Origin of the sequence: Acinetobacter piscicola (genome assembly GCF_015218165.1) — a bacterium.
Lineage (GTDB): Bacteria > Pseudomonadota > Gammaproteobacteria > Pseudomonadales > Moraxellaceae > Acinetobacter > Acinetobacter piscicola_A.
The window spans coordinates 81,567-97,224 of sequence record NZ_CP048661.1; the positions used below are offsets into that span (position 1 = coordinate 81,567).

Sequence of the window (15,658 nt, forward strand, 5' to 3'; positions counted from 1 at the left end):
ATGATTAGATTCAATAATATATATATGAAGATTGTTTTAGTTATTTTTACTATAGTTTTTTCAACCAGTAGTTTTGCTGATGGGGGACTTCGTTTCTTAGAGAAAAATTTAGAAATAATTAACAATAGACTTCCGTCATAAATCAAAAAACGTACAATTTATTTGATCTTAAATTAATCAGCAAAATTATTTAATTCAAGAGATAATCCTTGGATGAAATTCAAAGATATTCAAAAATTATCAGACGTTAAGTTTCGTAGGCTTACCGGTGTTAGTTGGGCTACATTTAACCTCATGTTGGCCGAGCTAAATAAGCAGTTACCTCGTCATATTGGTAAAGGACGACCGCATAAATTACCGTTGGAAGATCGTTTGCTCTTATGTATAGAATATTGGAGAGAATATCGAACATTTTTCCATCTTGGTATGAGTTACGGTGTATCTGAAACGAGTGCAATTCGTATCACACGTGTTATTGAAGATACCTTAATCCGTTCTGGAAAATTTAACTTGCCAAAACAACTTCCTAATCGAGATGAAGTGGATTGGGAAGTTGTTGTGATTGATGCAACTGAAATATTAGTTCAACGTCCAAAAAAAACAGAAAAAATGGTATAGCGGTAAAAAAAAGCGACATACCTTTAAATTTCAATTATCTATGCACTATACAACAGGTGAAATACTGAGTGTATGTGGAAGTCATGGAAGCATGCATGATTTTCAAATATTTAAAAAAAGCATGAGGAAATTAAAATTTAAGCCCTTTTTTATCGTTGATAAGGGGTATTTAGGGATAAAGAAATTGGGTTTTGGATGCCTCATGCCATCTAAAGCAAAGAAAACTGAAAAACTAGATTCTGAATTAAAAAAGTTAAATAGAGAGATTGGTCGTAGACGAATTCAAGTAGAGCATGTATTTGGAAGGATAGAGATGGCTCCGTAAATTTGAACAACACCTATAAGTGATATTTTGCTCCCCAAATGATGTTATAAACATCGATATATGGAGTATTTTATGGCACGTAGACCAAGAAGAAATCATTCAAATGACTTTAAAGCTAAGGTAGCACTTGCTGCAATTAAAGCAGAAAAAACACTTGCTGAATTGAGTGCTGAATTTGATGTTCATCAAAACCAAATTATCGACTGGAAAAATCAATTGATTTCGGCTTCCTCGCAAGCCTTCGATCAATCAAAAGCTCCAGCAGAACCACCCATTGATCTAAAAAAACTACATGCAAAAATCGGTGAGCAGGCATTAGAAATTGATTTTTTAGAAGGTGTGTTGAAGAAACTGGGCCGCTTCAACCACAAAAGTTAATCGACGACTCACTTCAGATTTCAGTATCTAAGCAAGCTAAGCTACTGAAAGTCTCCCGTGGTTGTTATTACTATCGCCCAAAACCTGTGAGTGCATCAGATCTGAAGCTGATGCGCTGTATTGATGAATTACATATGCAATACCCTTTTGCAGGTAGCCGTATGATGCGTGATTTATTGAACCGTCAAGGACATCATATAGGACGACGTCATACACGTACTTTAATGAAGAAAATGGGCATTAATGCGTTATATCGTAAACCAAATCTAAGTCAGGCCAATGAAGCTCACCGTAAATATCCTTATCTGCTCAAAGGATTGAATATTCAACGGAGTAATCAAGTGTGGGCAACGGATATAACATATATCCCTATGGCAAAAGGCTTCGTCTACTTATGTGCTGTGATTGATTGGCACAGCCGTAAGGTGCTTGCTCATAGCGTATCGATTAGTATGGAGGTTGCATTTTGTATAGAAACATTAAATGAAGCTATTGAAAAATATGGCCGACCTGAAGTCTTTAATACAGACCAAGGCAGTCAATTTACCAGTGATGCGTTTATTGAAGTGTTAAAATCAAATGACATCCAAATCAGCATGGACGGTAAAGGTCGTTGGGTCGATAATGTGATGATTGAACGATTATGGCGGAGCGTTAAATATGAAGAGGTGTATCTCAAAGCTTATAGCAGTGTCACCGATGCGAAAAAGCAATTGAGTGCATATTTTGAATTTTATAATTTGAAACGACCTCATTCGAGTCTGGACAAAATGACTCCAGATGAGTTTTACTATGACCAGCTACCACAACAAAATAAGGTAGCTTAACTAGAGCAGAACATCACTTATAAATAAGCTTTTAGTTGTTCAAACAAGTGGGACCACCTCTGATTTCACGTTTGCAGAATATATCTTAGCGGTGATCCATCTAATATTCGTGATTATAAAGAGAGCTAATTCACAGGTTCTACAGATTATGTAGCGACTAACTATATCAAAGTCTATTTGCAGTTGATGGTTGGCGCTTAGTTTATATTTACGCTTAGGTTTCAGTTAAAAAATCAATATTCTGTTGAATCCGTGATTGAATCATCTGTAGGGTAGATTCTCGAATTTGATGGGGATACAGGCGCTGCGCAATTTGACTAAATTGAAGTGCAATTTCACGCATGGTCAAGATGATCTCATCGACTTCTAGAGTAGTCAGATTAGCTTCTGAAGTACCGAGTTTATGTATGTCATTTCGGGAAATATTGAGCGCTTCTCCCATAATGTCCATTTGATGATAACCACCTGGACCCTCGCAGAAGGTCACATCATAGGCTGGAGCCAATTTCCATTGACCATTTTTCTCCATGAGAAATGAAAAGTTCTTAGTATGGTCATCCCGATTATTGAAAAGCACATTAAACACAGCACGTTTAAAAGCATGCAATCTTTCTCGTACATCTTGCGTACACATCAAGGTTGCCCGGAGAAAATTGCGATAGTCTAGGCTACCTGGAACTTTATAGTCTGCTCCTGTATATGCAGCCAAACTCTGCATTGGAATCCGCATACCATTTTGACGATCGAATCGTTTAGAAGCAAAAGCCGTTAAACCATTGGGCAAATTAAAGAAATGGGTATCTGGAGTCTCAATTGCACAAAGTCGCAAACATTCTGCATAGACGGCTTCAATGGCGCAGACTTCAGGATGCTCTTGCTGAGCAGGAAACTTAATCAGCCAGGCTTCATGTTGATCAGAATCTTGAGTCGAAAACTCTAAATTGACAGGATCTCGGTAAACCAACGCTTTTGGTCTGGCACCTTGAGGGGAGCCACCCATGACCAATAAATGCTGTAGAAATTCACCACCTTCACCTTTGAGTACTTCTTGAACTTCCTGGGCCAGTTGTTGTAAAGGGATATTTTCTGAGGTTTGCATGTCAGCAACACAAGGTTCAAAGGAGAGGGCACCCATTGCGTGACTACTAATATAGGTCAGACGCTCCAAAGGTCCAATTCGTGCTGAATTTAAGCCAATTTTTTTGAAATATCGATCCATCAACATCATGCCCCAACCATCTGGTAAAGCGTCATAGACTGGACCTGGGAGTCCCATTTGATGAGTAGGAAAACCTTGTCTGAATGGTAGACCTTTTAAAGGCAGCAAGTAAGAAGAGAGCTCAACACCTTGCTGTATTGCTTCTGGACTATATTCAAAAGCAATGGTGGGTCTACCTGTCGTGGCTGTTGAACTAATCAGCGTTCCCCATAACCATGATTCGCCCCAACCGTTGTAATAAACATTAAGTCTATTGAGCATTATCCCTTCCTCTTAATACGGTGGCGCTTACTTTGACTCTCATAGCGAAGAATGTCATTCACACTGTTAAGCTGAGGTTTAAATAGTTCCTGAAGTTCGTTTAATCGACCCAAGACCATTGCAATACGGACTAAATTTTCAACAGATACATTTCGTCCCGCTTCAAGATTCGAAACTGTATTCACGCCGACACCAGCGCGTGCTGCTACCTCAGCTTGAGACATCTCCAGAAAGAGTCGTTGCTTACGTAAACGCTCACCTAAAAGAGTCACAACTTCTTCTGGTTTAGTGAAATATAAATCCATTAAATTGGGTCTTAAGAATGAATAATTTAATTAAATCACAAAATAATGGAATTAATCTATAGCTATAGTGTGGCTAAGGAGGGCTTTGTTGCACAGCACATCAGAAGGGTAGGTATAGTCCTTGGGTATCGGTTACAGAAAATCATCAGGATGTACTTTGACTGATTGTTGATACGGAGATTTCAGTATTTTCATTTTTCCTAATAGGTCACATTACTTAGAAAGGGTTCTTCGAAAATTAGTTCATACTTTAAAAATCCTATAAATATTGAGGATATTTTCTTAATGCTTTCAATATAGCATGCGGCTATATGTAACTCGAACGGGCTTAATCTGCCTTTCAGTATAAATTTTTTGGGCGTGAGAGGGGAGAGGTGTGAGGGCAAGCAATTTATATCGTGGATACTTCTAAATTACTTATGTAATAGAAGGTGGTAAACATGGATTTAGAGGTAATAACACTAAATATAAAAAAATTGGAAGAATAATTTATTAAATTATTGTTTTTATGTGGTTATTGGTGATGTTATGAATAATAATAACTTTTTTCTTGATGAATTTTACCTAAAAAAATTGATCAGATAATTTTCTTTAAATGTCATGCATACATAAATTTGACAGTTTGAAGGGATCGGTATGTGCATTTTTCACAAGGTTAAAGATCGACCATAAATGTGATAAACGGCAGAGGATCATTGAAAAATGAATGGATTTAAACACTACATGTATGCACGAAAAAAAGTATCGCTGCGGTTCTGCTGACAGGCTGTATTGAGCATTGAATGCAAATGATGTAGTAATTGTCTACAGGCTATAGGACCAGCATGAAGAAGAATGAAATGTAGTTGCCAATTTATAACCTTGGTTGAAAAGCATAGCATTGTTATTCGGAGAAGTGAGGTAAGCCATCCTTCTCTTATTCATTTAAAATGATTCTTACTCAACTGATCTCGACTCATGGGCTGGTTCCAATTAGACGGATAATAACTTCCATCCCCTATCTTTTTCTTACCACATTTCTTGCATTTAATCCCTTCTTTGGAGATTTGATTCAGCATCACTGTTGTCGGTTGAATCAAATCAATGACATAGTTCGTTGGTTCAGGAAAAGCAGAAGAGGCTGCTTTATTGCAAAAGAGAACATTCGGATCAAATGGATTGGATTGCACAAAAGCCATGATACAGCCACAGAGTAATTCACCTGCATGTAATCTGTAACATCCATTCAGGTCATCAGACGAAGATTAATCTGAAATTTAAGCACTAAACGCCATAAATCTATGTATGGGCAGACTTTTTTGAGACATATGTTGATAAACATGCGGCAAGTTACATTGCTTAAAAGTCTATCTAAGTTAACGATCTATTCAATTCTGGATAAGTAATCTGAATATTACGATCCTAAATTACCCGAAGAGTATTAAGATTTCTAAGAATCGTGATTGTTGGTTTATTTGGGAAATTAATCAGTGGATTGAAGCAAAGATGATGGCTCATTAAGGATTGTGGGCTTCGACTACTTAAATTTTAGGTATTTTGAATAAAGCATATTTCAAAAATCTTAATTAATGGATTTAAATTACCATAAAAACCTTCAATATTGGCTTGAATCCATTGTTGTTGAGAGTCAATGCGAGACCAATCAATACCATAACCACAATGAGCAATCAGATGCTCAAAGAAAATCCGTTGTGTACGTCCATTACCTTCACGGAATGGGTGTATGACATTAAGCTCACAATACAAGTCGGCAAGTTGAGGAATCAGTTGTTGTGGTGCTAAGCCTTGAAAGTATTTTTTTTCTTGAAGCGGTTTGAGTAGTTTATTGGTTTCAATTTCAATACGGGAAAAATTACAAAAACGGGTGTCACCTTTGGAAATATCGATTTGTCTTAACTTTCCTGCCCAGTCGTATAAGTCGCCAAAGAGCTGCGCATGAATTGATTTTAAGTATTGTAAGTCGTAAGGTGGTTCAGCATATTCAATTAAGTTACTTGCCAATCCAGACAGTTCTAGTTCAGCTTATTCTAAAATTTGTTCATCATGAATATTGAGTTTGTTCTTTAGGATATTTGTGCCAGGGTAACAATACAGGCTGTCACCCATTTCCCCATATTTATCCATACATGCACCTGACTAAGTTTCGGGTTGCGAATACTTCTTATATTTTTGCAAGATTTCAGCTTTACTTTGTTGAGTTGTTTGAGCTGTCGTTGTAATGCCTTCAAGCTTTAGGCTGGCTTGATAGTTTTGCGCACGTGTCGCTTGAATATATTTTTTTTTCTGTTCAGTGGTTCTGAGCATTTCGAAACTCCATTGATGCTACACGTGAAGTAAGTATAGCAGAGAATCTTTTTGATCAATGCTGCATACACAGCATTTCAAAATGTAATACAACGGTATTGTTTCATGTAATAACAGAAAACTAAAAAAAAGTGGAAGAATTTTTAAAATTTAGACCACCCATGATAAGTAAACCATATGTATTTGTTGATAATTGTAATTTTGAGAAAATTTAGTTGATAAATTAAATGAATTTTAATATACAAAGATATGCTCATTTTTTATATCGATAAAAATGTTAAAATTTGACTATTTAGTAAAAAATATAGAGATATTTATGGGGCAATTTATCATGCCCTTTTGCTTTGAGCGACAAAATGTTCAATTTAAGATAGTAAAAATTAACTCAGAACTACTGAAAATCAAAAAGATTAAACAGAGCCAGAAAGTAGTAGTACAAGCAAAGTTCAAAATAATCTATGTGAAAATTTGGCAAAAAATATTGCTATTAATGCAAACGGAGCCATGCTTACGTGTACATTCTAATTATGTTGCAATCTTACAGTTGATACATAATCTTGATGATTTTATCGAAAAATCACAGCAACACTTGTGCTTTGAGAGAAAAGCTCAGAAAGAGCTGGATGCTAAATTTTTTGCTAGATTTTTTAAGCTGACAAAGAGTTCAATAAAAGATCAACTTTTACCAAATTGTTCAGATCGTAATGAATTTAACCAATGCAATTTGATAAAAAATTAAGCGAAAGCGAATATGCCAAAGATTGAAACAGAAGAGCAATTCTTAGATTTAGCAGAAAAATTCCAAAAAAATTATTGTTTATTACGCAATCATGTTGTGAATACACAATTTGTCGATCTATCAGATGATTTACGTGAAAAAGCCCATGCTCTATATAAGGAAGCACAACAGATATATGGCTATATATCTAGTTCTAGACAATTAGGTAAATATTATTATCTAGCTTCTTTAAGTTATTTTGCATGCCCGACTACTAGTAATACTCAAGAGCTGTCGTCTGAACGTTATTTGATTCTACAAGCGAGTTTTTTAACATATCGGCAGTATCAAGAATTTGCAAAAATTGATAAAGCTGAGAATAAGCAAAAACATGTTTGTGATCTCTTTCGCTATGTATCACGATATGTTCTGGATTCTAATCATGCTGAATTATTTCAAGAATGCAGTGAGCTACTAAATCGCTATGTCATGTACGAACGTAACTTGAAAAAGGAGGATCGTAATCAACTTTTTAATATTAAAGATTTCAAACAAGTACAAGCCATAGAGTATTTATCGGCTCTATTAATAATTTTTAAAAGACTTGATGATCGTCGTGTTGTTCATCGTCAGCGTAAGTCAAAAAAAAGTAAAGTTTTGCAATGGCCGACGAAAAATGAACTCAAAAAATTTCGTGAAATTAAAACGGGTAAGCAAGTAGATATTGGACATAACGCAAAGATCAGTATTTATGATGCCGCTCTTCACAAAGATGAAGAGGGTGAAGTTGATCTATTAGATCCTGAAATGGAGTTTTATTCAGAAGATGAAAAGTCTAAAAATTTAAATTATATACTCAGCGATAATGCGACGCATCTAATGCGGCATCGCCAGCGCCGTCATGCTCCTTTTGTTACAAATCCACATTATTTGGCGCCAGATATACTGAAGCAAATTGTTTATGTGTTGAGAACCGAGTTATCCGGGCACTGGAGGGATGCTGCAATCGCTGCAGCATGTTTATTGTCACTTTTGACGGGATTATCACCCGTCGCACTGATGGATTTTAACGAGCTTATTCAAGATGGAATTTTGATCCAGAATGGTTCAAGTAGACGTCGCGAATATTTACTCAAATTAAATCTTAAAATTACAGAGCAGAAGATTAAGAGCTTAAATCATGTGCGGTGGAATGAAGTGATGACACATCAACTACATTTACCTTCTGCTTGGTTTGACTATATAGAACAAGCATCGAATCCACTAATTTCATCAACACACATTAATACGAAACTTAAGAATTGGCTTGATAATCGGTTTGTAGGTTCGATCACTGTAGAAAAACTGCAGGCTCAATTATATTTTCATATATATTATGAAACATATAATGAATATCTTGCTCATGTAATTGCTGGGCGGGATAGTCAGCATCACATGCCTGGTATCTATTATGGCGGGCTACCGAAAACTCAACTCAGTAGCACATATCTAGCCTTTTTAGAAAAAGCACTTACACCACATTCCACACATTTTACTGAAGACACGGCTGAACTAAAAATATTGCAACAACAATTCAAAGTGCAATCTGCATTATCTATAGGAAGGATAGGGAGCCAACTGGCACTTGAACCCAATTTTGTGAAAGAGCAATTCCATATTTTACATAGACATTGTCACGAAAACATCCAAGAAGATAAGCACATTATTAATCAACTTAATGCATATGCGTGTTGGATGTGGCATATCAGTTTGTTGAGTTTGGCAAGTCGGCCTAAAAAAAACCTGTTGGGGAATTTGGATGATTATTGTGTTGAGCTCAAGCTTTTATATGTGAATGATAAAAAAAATAGTAAAGCAAGAAAAGATGGTCGTTTTATCCCTTTATCTGATTTTTTCATAAAAACACTGCAAAATTACACTGCCTTTTTAGAACAAATTATTGAAGCGTACGGTTCATTTTTTAGACAAGTCTTTGCAAAGAAGAAGATAACTGTAAATGATCTTTTTGGTAAGGTCATTTTTAGTAAAGATATCTTGCCGATAACTGTCAAAGAATGGCAGAGCAGGAAAATTAAGTTAATCCCTTTATCGAGAAAATGGGTGAATTCATATATGCAAGGAGTCTTTCCAAAGAATATGTATTCGAATTGGTTACGTCATTTTGACATGAACTTTTTGATGCATGAGCAGCAAGAGGGTAAACCAGCATTAGCTTTTCACTTAATTCAGGCCCTGTATGGTCATGACCAACGTGACCGAGAGGCTTTTCATCCGCATTCTTCACTTATCCCGAATGTCTATGTACAGCAAGCCCGCCAGCAATTGCAAGATAATGTCAAATCTTTATCGATTAAACACTTAGAGCGAAAATAGTTGTATGCAAAAAATCAAAGAACTAATAAAACCACAACTAGATGATCTATTTGTTGATATTCATAAAATGGTGAAAAAGTCGCTAGATAGACAGCCTTCTCCACCTGAAGTATTGACGAAAGAAATGCAGCAAAAACTTGATCAGCAGATCGCTGAAAAATGGCATGACATTAAAGATAGTGTTGATTGTTTGAGTCAAAAGTTGAGCCGAGACGAACAATCAAAACTGATGCAATTTACTGAAGATGAATTTAATAAAAGAAGGAAGCAATTCAACCAGAATGTAGATAAAAAATCATACAGAATTAAGCTAAATCCACATACTAAACGGATCGTACTGCCTAGAAAAATTGAGAGTACAGAGTCACGGTTAGAACAGGGGCATCTACATATCCATGTACTTAAGGAATTAAGGCAGTATTGGCAAGATTCATTTGAATATTGGAATGAACCAAAGTACTTATGGGGAAATTTATGCTTAAGTTTTATATATATTTCAGGCTGTGCAGATGAACAGCATTTGATTGCTATTCAGAAGCAATTGCAGGAGGCCATTGAGCTTGGTACAGATCTGAATTGTTTTCGGTTATACCATTCGGACTACAAAAAAATCACTAATCCATTGTTACTACATTATCGTGTTGAAAACTCTCAATATGGCAACGATGTAGAACAGGGAAAGTTGTACCAATGGAAACATGTTTTTTTTAACCCATATGCGCAGTTCATTTTGCAATATTTAAAAAAGTTGAAAGCTACTCAGAAAGAATTTTGTCTGCAACATTCAGTTGAAGATTGTATTTTAGAAAGCTTGAGTAAGATAGGCAGGAAAAAAAGTCTTGGGGATCTGCAATATCAAATTAAACGCCGTGGATTTCGTGCATTTAATGATGTGCAAATGGTACTCGAATTTAATCCAAACCTCAGAGATGGATCCGGAAATTTGAACAACTCCTATAAGTGATACTCTGCTCCTCAAATGATGTTATAAACATCAATATATGGAGTATTTTATGGCACGTAGACCAAGAAGAAATCATTCAAACGACTTTAAGGCTAAGGTAGCACTTGCTGCGATCAAAGCAGAAAAAACACTTGCTGAATTGAGTTCTGAGTTTGATGTTCATCAAAACCAAATTATTGACTGGAAAAATCAATTGATCTCAGCTTCCTCACAAGCTTTCGATCAATCAAAAGCTCCATCAGAACCTCCCATTGATCTTAAAAAGTTACATGCAAAAATCGGTGAGCAGGCATTAGAAATTGATTTTTTAGAAGGTGTGTTGAAGAAACTGGGCCGCTTCAACCACAAAAGTTAATCGATCACTCACTTCAGATTTCAGTATCTAAACAAGCTAAGTTACTGAAAGTCTCTCGTGGTTGTTATTATTATCGCCCAAAACCTGTTAGCTCATCAGATCTGAAGCTGATGCGATGTATTGATGAATTACATATGCAATATCCTTTTGCAGGCAGTCGTATGATGCGTGATTTGTTGAATCGTCAAGGGCATCATATAGGACGACGTCATACACGTACTTTAATGAAGAAAATGGGTATTCAGGCGTTATATTGCAAACCAAATTTAAGCCAGGCTAATCAAGCTCACCGTAAATATCCATATCTGCTCAAAGGATTGGCTATTCAGCGCAGTAATCAAGTGTGGTCTACTGATATAACGTATATCCCTATGGCAAAAGGCTTTGTTTATTTATGTGCTGTGATTGATTGGCATAGCCGCAAGGTACTTGCGCATAGGGTATCGATTAGTATGGAGGTGGATTTTTGTATTTCGGCTTTAAATGAAGCGATTGAAAAATATGGATCACCTGAAATATTGAATACAGACCAAGGCAGTCAGTTCACCAGTGATGCATTTATTGATGTATTGAAATCAAATGGCATTCAAATCAGTATGGATGGTAAAGGTCGATGGGTAGATAATGTGATGGTTGAACGATTATGGCGGAGCGTTAAATATGAAGAGGTGTATCTCAAAGCTTATAGCAGTGTCACAGATGCGAAAAAGCAATTGAGTGCATATTTTGAGTTTTATAATCTGAAACGACCTCATTCGAGTCTAGACAAAATGACACCAAATGAGTTTTACTATGATCAGCTACCCCAACAAAACAAGGTGGCTTAACTAGAGCGGAATATCACTTATAAATACGCTTTTAGTTGTTCAAACAAGTGGAACCACCTCTCTCAGCATAGATATATTTTTGAGTAATGTGCTTCAGCAAGAGATTAATACTGTTGCTTTAAGGCCATCCGAATTTAGATTGCTGTGGAATAATGATTACAATCAAGTCACAGAACCAGATAATCGCCCTATTCATTTTGAACAAGAGCAGTTACTTCCTGAAGTTCCGACTGTTCAAAGCAAATTACAAACGATTCCGTATGAGTTGATGTTGTTTGGTCAAAAGAAACGTAAAGGTCAAAAAGTTGAGCGTTTAGATAAAAAGAGGAATAAAGAAGAACGCACGCTACGTTTTTGGCAAGAAACTAGAAGGGTGTTAGAGGAGAAGATAGTTGATGCTAATACGGAGGAAAAGTCTTTAATTGATGCTCAACTACGCTTAATTCACTGGTTAATGCATTTAAAAAAACGAGGGCTTCAATTATCAACTATTGAAAGCTACTTAGGATCGTTTGGCAAAGAATTTATATTTGAGATTTGGCTCAATAAATTAGATTTAAAGCAACAATCCATAGATGACTATGAGGATTTATATCGGCAGCTATTGAAATACAGCAGTGAACGTGATGAAAAAGCAGTTCAACGAGATTCGGTGAAAGGAAAAACCTCTCGTAAGATGCACCAAAGCGCAGAATACCGTTTTGGTCGCCTAAAAGATTTTCATCAATTCTGTATAGAGAATTATGATGCTCCAGGGGTATTGGTGTTACAGAATTCAAGTTTTAAGCATTTACAAATTTGCAATGCACGGCTAGTGAGTCCTTTGCTATTTGGCAAATTATTGGAAAAACTAGAAAATTTAAGTCAAGAGCCAACGGCATCAGAGTGGGTCGATCATCTGAGTTGTTTAAAGCTGATGTATTTACTAAGTTATAGAACTGGACTTCGATTAAATGAAGTTCGTTGTCTTAAAATACAAGATATTATTTGCCCAGAGCTACTTTATAAAGAAAAAGAAAATACAGTTTTTAATAATATCACGCTTCATATCCAAGACAATTCATATCGCCGTCTGAAAACGCGAAGTGCGAATCGTCAAATACCATTGAAAATTGCATTGTCAGAACATGAGTTTTTAGTAGTACAACGTTACATACAACATCGTTATGAGCAATATTTGGTTAATCAGCAGGATGATCTACTTTTTAGTGTGAATCATCGTGTATTAACTGATCAATGTATCAGCAAAATTACAGTAGATTTGTTTAGTCAAATATTAGGTATGCATCATGGCTTTAGTTTTCATACATTACGCCACAGTGCTGCTAACTATCTAGCAATAACTTTGCTCGGTTCAAAAGAAATGATCAAGACCTACACAGATTGTCCTTGGGTAAAAGCAAAAAAGATGAGGGATTTATTGTTTGGTATGAAAGCACGTGCTCAAGAAGAGATTATTCAACATAAATGGCAGGTGCTCGCCTCTTGGATGGGGCATAGCAGTATTGAGCAAACGGCTTCAAATTACCTTCATGTTTTGGATTTATTAGCAGTCGATCGAATTTATAATTCGCCGTGTATCATTTCAAAAAAAGTATTAGAACAGTGTTTTAGTCCAGTGAAGTCAAGTACAGACTACATAAACCTAAATCGTTATACTCAGCAGCAGAAATGGTTTAATTCTTATCAGCAAACACAGCCAGTTACGATTGCTGGCCGACAAGAAAAGAAGTTTAGTATCGAGAAGAGTAATCTGACACCTTTTCAACGTTTGATAAGTTTTAGAGAAGGTCGTTTAAGCGAAGATACCCAAGCTCAAGAATGGATGCAACGATGTCAATGGATGAGCACTAAATGGATGGATCGCCAAAAATTTAATTTAAAAACGAATTATGTTTATAGTAAGAATTTAGAAGAGAGTTGGTTTGATGAACTTTACGAAAAGGCTAAAAAACTGACTCGTCCAGATGAAATAATTCCTCTCCTTGATTTTCATTATAAAGATGATAGGCAGCAAGATGCACTGAAAGAAAAGAACATGGTTAAGGCGCTTAAAATATTATTATTATTTGGAAAACTGCGTAAGAATTTTCTACATTTTCAATGCCGAATGAAAGGTGATGAGCAACAAATTGTTAATTTTATTACTGGTATAGAGCCAATGTTAGGAGATCATCTGTATTTAGAAAAACAAAACTACCCAGTTAATTTGGATGCTCCTGAGCGAACCGTTATATTTAGTTTTCAAAGAGTTGTCGGCTCTAACAAAAAAAATGTTACTCCGCTGGTTATATTTAATTTAATGTTAAAAATGATGCAAAAAGATGAACTCTGGATCAAATAGCCTAAGCATGTTAAAGGGGAATTGTTTAGAAATTTCCCTGTTTATAAGTAAACTGCCTTTATGAAAAGCACCATGCTGACTTGGATTAATAAGCGGAATGTAGTATCACAGTTTGATCGCTGGATTTACGAAAATGGTGTGAAGATTAGCGGTATGGTAAATCGATGAGCTAAAGTGTTGTAGTCCAAACTCGATCTGACAATTACCCATTTTTTAGTGTGCCCGTCAGGTTAAATTTGAACTGAATTTTTCTCAGCCCAAATTCATTTCCAATCAAGTTATGTTTCAAGTGGCGTGCGAACACTGCACAATTTAATTCACGGTGCCTAAGACAGGTATCAACTTCGGACCAGCCATTCTAGCTTTGCTAATGATTTCCACCAGCTCATCATAAGTCAGTTCAAACTTATCCTCACTATCAAATACATAGACCATATTCTTGCCTTCATGTTCAGGTGGAGTAGGTGGTACAAATCGTTTCGGGATAAGAATTTGTGCGAGTTGTTCGTCAGTTAATTTAAATAAGTGCATGTTTTTATCCTACTCTTGGTAAGTCAGACCATTTGGTTAAATACGAAGGTGATCTAAGGTTTTGATTCATGTGCCATGTGGCTTCTTTATTGTTGGCAATGCCTAGCGTGACGAGATTCTTCCCAAACCGTTCACTGATGGCTTCGATGGCATCTGAAAGCCTTTCTCGCTCTTGCTTATGTGAATAGTCCGTGAATAGATCGGGCACAAACTTGGATTGATCTGTAATTTCGAGCAGCACGATTCCCGCCTTTTTATACTTAAAGCCTTTCTTAAATATCTGATCGATGCCTTTCATCGCGGCCTTGGTGATGAGCAGTAGATCATCCGTATGCTCATGCATTTGAACGACGATGTAAGGCGAGTAGCGCTCTGTATTATCAAAGCGACTGGTTTGGATATACACGCCGATCATCTTGCAGATTGAGCCATCTTCCCGCATTCGTTTCACGGCTCTGGCCACATAAAGCCGAACCGAAGCTTTAATGTCATCCATTTCATACACTGGGTTGCCATATGAACGGCTGCTGATGATTTGCTTCTTCGCTACAGTATCATCACTAAGGTCAATACAAGAAAGGCCCTGTAGCTCAAGCACCGTCTTTTCCATCACGATACTGAACTGCTTTTTGATTTCTTTAGGATTGGCATTGATCAGATCTAGAACGGATTGAACACCCATGGCATTGAGCTTCTTACAGTTCTGCCTGCCAACGCCCCAAACTTCGGATACATCTACTTGTGCGAGTAGCGTTTCTGTAGAGCATGGGTCCATATGGGCCAGATTACAGACTCCATTGAAAAACTTGTTTTTCTTGGCGAGATGATTGGCAATCTTGGCTTCAGTTTTAGAGCGACCGATTCCAATGCAGCAGGGTAGTCCTAACCAACGCCAAGCTTTAGCCCTCATATCTTGCGCATATTCAGTCAGGTCAAATAGATGCTCATAAGCTGTGAGCTTTAGGAAACATTCATCAATGGAATAGACCTCTTGGTCTCCTGGTGCAACATAGTCCCCAAGCAGCTCCATAAAGCGCTTGGACATTTCGCCATATAAGGAGAAATTACTGGATAGCACCTGAATGTTATGTTGTTTGATCAGCTCTTTAATTTGGAATACAGGAACACCCATCTTGATGCCTAAGTCTTTCGCTTCCTGGCTTCTGGCCACGGCACAGCCGTCATTGTTACTGAGCACAATAGTAGGGCGATCATTCAAGGCGGGATTAAACACACGTTCACACGAGACGTAGCAATTATTCACGTCGACTAACGCGAATATTTCATTTTCACTTTGCATGGTTATTCT

At 36.7% G+C, this 15,658-nt stretch carries 12 protein-coding genes and 4 pseudogenes; 9 read left to right on the forward strand and 7 right to left on the reverse strand.

Features of this window, described 5'->3' with window-relative positions; genetic code table 11:
• The first annotated feature begins 294 nt into the window (after positions 1–294).
• From G0028_RS20155 to G0028_RS20165, 3 genes and pseudogenes are all read left to right on the forward strand, one after another.
• Positions 295–618, forward strand: a complete 324-nt coding sequence (locus tag G0028_RS20155) for a helix-turn-helix domain-containing protein (protein ID WP_180048093.1) — start codon at positions 295–297, stop codon at positions 616–618.
• A 37-nt stretch (positions 619–655) separates the two neighbouring features.
• Positions 656–943, forward strand: a pseudogene (locus tag G0028_RS20160) (transposase family protein); the annotation flags it as partial.
• Between the two features lie 72 nt (positions 944–1,015).
• A protein-coding gene (locus G0028_RS20165) for an IS3 family transposase (RefSeq protein ID WP_227554852.1) occupies positions 1,016–2,148 on the forward strand; the annotation gives its coding sequence in 2 pieces (ribosomal slippage) (positions 1,016–1,268 and positions 1,268–2,148; 1,134 coding nt in all).
• 214 nt (positions 2,149–2,362) lie between these two features.
• Here the strand turns inward: G0028_RS20165 and G0028_RS20170 are convergent.
• The 5 genes and pseudogenes from G0028_RS20170 to G0028_RS20190 all read right to left on the reverse strand — a co-directional run bounded on the left by G0028_RS20170 (position 2,363) and on the right by G0028_RS20190 (position 6,237).
• Complete coding sequence (locus tag G0028_RS20170; RefSeq protein ID WP_000934717.1) at positions 2,363–3,628, reverse strand: type II toxin-antitoxin system HipA family toxin; 1,266 nt, start codon at positions 3,626–3,628, stop codon at positions 2,363–2,365.
• Complete coding sequence (locus tag G0028_RS20175; protein WP_000366814.1) at positions 3,628–3,933, reverse strand: helix-turn-helix domain-containing protein; 306 nt, start codon at positions 3,931–3,933, stop codon at positions 3,628–3,630. The genes G0028_RS20170 and G0028_RS20175 overlap by 1 nt, the downstream gene beginning before the upstream one ends.
• Before the next feature lie 920 nt (positions 3,934–4,853).
• The gene (locus G0028_RS20180; RefSeq protein ID WP_004726728.1) at positions 4,854–5,111 is read right to left on the reverse strand and encodes a hypothetical protein; all 258 of its coding nucleotides are present in this window, start codon (positions 5,109–5,111) and stop codon (positions 4,854–4,856) included.
• A gap of 349 nt (positions 5,112–5,460) precedes the next feature.
• A pseudogene (locus tag G0028_RS20185) lies at positions 5,461–6,057 on the reverse strand (putative adenosine monophosphate-protein transferase Fic).
• Positions 6,058–6,069: 12 nt separating this feature from the next.
• Positions 6,070–6,237, reverse strand: coding sequence for a YhfG family protein (locus G0028_RS20190; RefSeq protein ID WP_002125865.1), 168 nt, complete (start codon positions 6,235–6,237; stop codon positions 6,070–6,072).
• Between the two features lie 274 nt (positions 6,238–6,511).
• Between G0028_RS20190 and G0028_RS20195 the strand changes: the two genes are divergently transcribed.
• From G0028_RS20195 to G0028_RS21435, 6 genes and pseudogenes are all read left to right on the forward strand, one after another.
• Positions 6,512–6,976 (forward strand): hypothetical protein, encoded by a 465-nt coding sequence (locus G0028_RS20195; RefSeq protein ID WP_000911011.1) that lies wholly within the window; start codon positions 6,512–6,514, stop codon positions 6,974–6,976.
• 12 nt (positions 6,977–6,988) lie between these two features.
• On the forward strand, positions 6,989–9,328 hold the full coding sequence (locus G0028_RS20200) for a hypothetical protein (RefSeq protein ID WP_180047876.1): 2,340 nt from the start codon (positions 6,989–6,991) through the stop codon (positions 9,326–9,328).
• A gap of 4 nt (positions 9,329–9,332) precedes the next feature.
• Positions 9,333–10,253: pseudogene (locus G0028_RS20205) on the forward strand (site-specific integrase); the annotation flags it as partial.
• A gap of 76 nt (positions 10,254–10,329) precedes the next feature.
• Positions 10,330–11,474 (forward strand): IS3-like element ISAba14 family transposase gene (locus G0028_RS20210; RefSeq protein ID WP_099046175.1). Its coding sequence is split into 2 segments (ribosomal slippage): positions 10,330–10,594 and positions 10,594–11,474, totalling 1,146 coding nucleotides; the frame shifts between segments, so codons are not numbered across the junction.
• 58 nt (positions 11,475–11,532) lie between these two features.
• Positions 11,533–13,818, forward strand: a pseudogene (locus tag G0028_RS20215) (tyrosine-type recombinase/integrase); the annotation flags it as partial.
• Between the two features lie 72 nt (positions 13,819–13,890).
• Positions 13,891–13,986, forward strand: coding sequence for a hypothetical protein (locus tag G0028_RS21435; protein WP_406564857.1), 96 nt, complete (start codon positions 13,891–13,893; stop codon positions 13,984–13,986).
• A gap of 144 nt (positions 13,987–14,130) precedes the next feature.
• Here G0028_RS21435 and G0028_RS20220 read toward each other — a convergent pair whose 3' ends face one another.
• Together G0028_RS20220 and G0028_RS20225 are read right to left on the reverse strand one after the other, a co-directional pair.
• Complete coding sequence (locus G0028_RS20220) at positions 14,131–14,349, reverse strand: hypothetical protein (protein ID WP_000550047.1); 219 nt, start codon at positions 14,347–14,349, stop codon at positions 14,131–14,133.
• A 4-nt stretch (positions 14,350–14,353) separates the two neighbouring features.
• Positions 14,354–15,649: a Y-family DNA polymerase gene (locus G0028_RS20225; protein WP_180047575.1), complete on the reverse strand. Its 1,296-nt coding sequence runs from the start codon at positions 15,647–15,649 to the stop codon at positions 14,354–14,356.
• Between the last annotated feature and the right edge of the window lie 9 nt (positions 15,650–15,658).

What these genes read in the sequence shown, in the direction of transcription:
- G0028_RS20155 (WP_180048093.1), top strand. Translation starts at nt 295, where the DNA reads ATGTTGGCCGAGCTAAATAAGCAGTTACCTCGTCATATTGGTAAAGGA.
- G0028_RS20170 (WP_000934717.1), bottom strand. Translation starts at nt 3,628, where the DNA reads ATGCTCAATAGACTTAATGTTTATTACAACGGTTGGGGCGAATCATGG.
- G0028_RS20175 (WP_000366814.1), bottom strand. Translation starts at nt 3,933, where the DNA reads ATGGATTTATATTTCACTAAACCAGAAGAAGTTGTGACTCTTTTAGGT.
- G0028_RS20180 (WP_004726728.1), bottom strand. Translation starts at nt 5,111, where the DNA reads ATGGCTTTTGTGCAATCCAATCCATTTGATCCGAATGTTCTCTTTTGC.
- G0028_RS20190 (WP_002125865.1), bottom strand. Translation starts at nt 6,237, where the DNA reads ATGCTCAGAACCACTGAACAGAAAAAAAAATATATTCAAGCGACACGT.
- G0028_RS20195 (WP_000911011.1), top strand. Translation starts at nt 6,512, where the DNA reads ATGTTAAAATTTGACTATTTAGTAAAAAATATAGAGATATTTATGGGG.
- G0028_RS20200 (WP_180047876.1), top strand. Translation starts at nt 6,989, where the DNA reads ATGCCAAAGATTGAAACAGAAGAGCAATTCTTAGATTTAGCAGAAAAA.
- G0028_RS21435 (WP_406564857.1), top strand. Translation starts at nt 13,891, where the DNA reads ATGCTGACTTGGATTAATAAGCGGAATGTAGTATCACAGTTTGATCGC.
- G0028_RS20220 (WP_000550047.1), bottom strand. Translation starts at nt 14,349, where the DNA reads ATGCACTTATTTAAATTAACTGACGAACAACTCGCACAAATTCTTATC.
- G0028_RS20225 (WP_180047575.1), bottom strand. Translation starts at nt 15,649, where the DNA reads ATGCAAAGTGAAAATGAAATATTCGCGTTAGTCGACGTGAATAATTGC.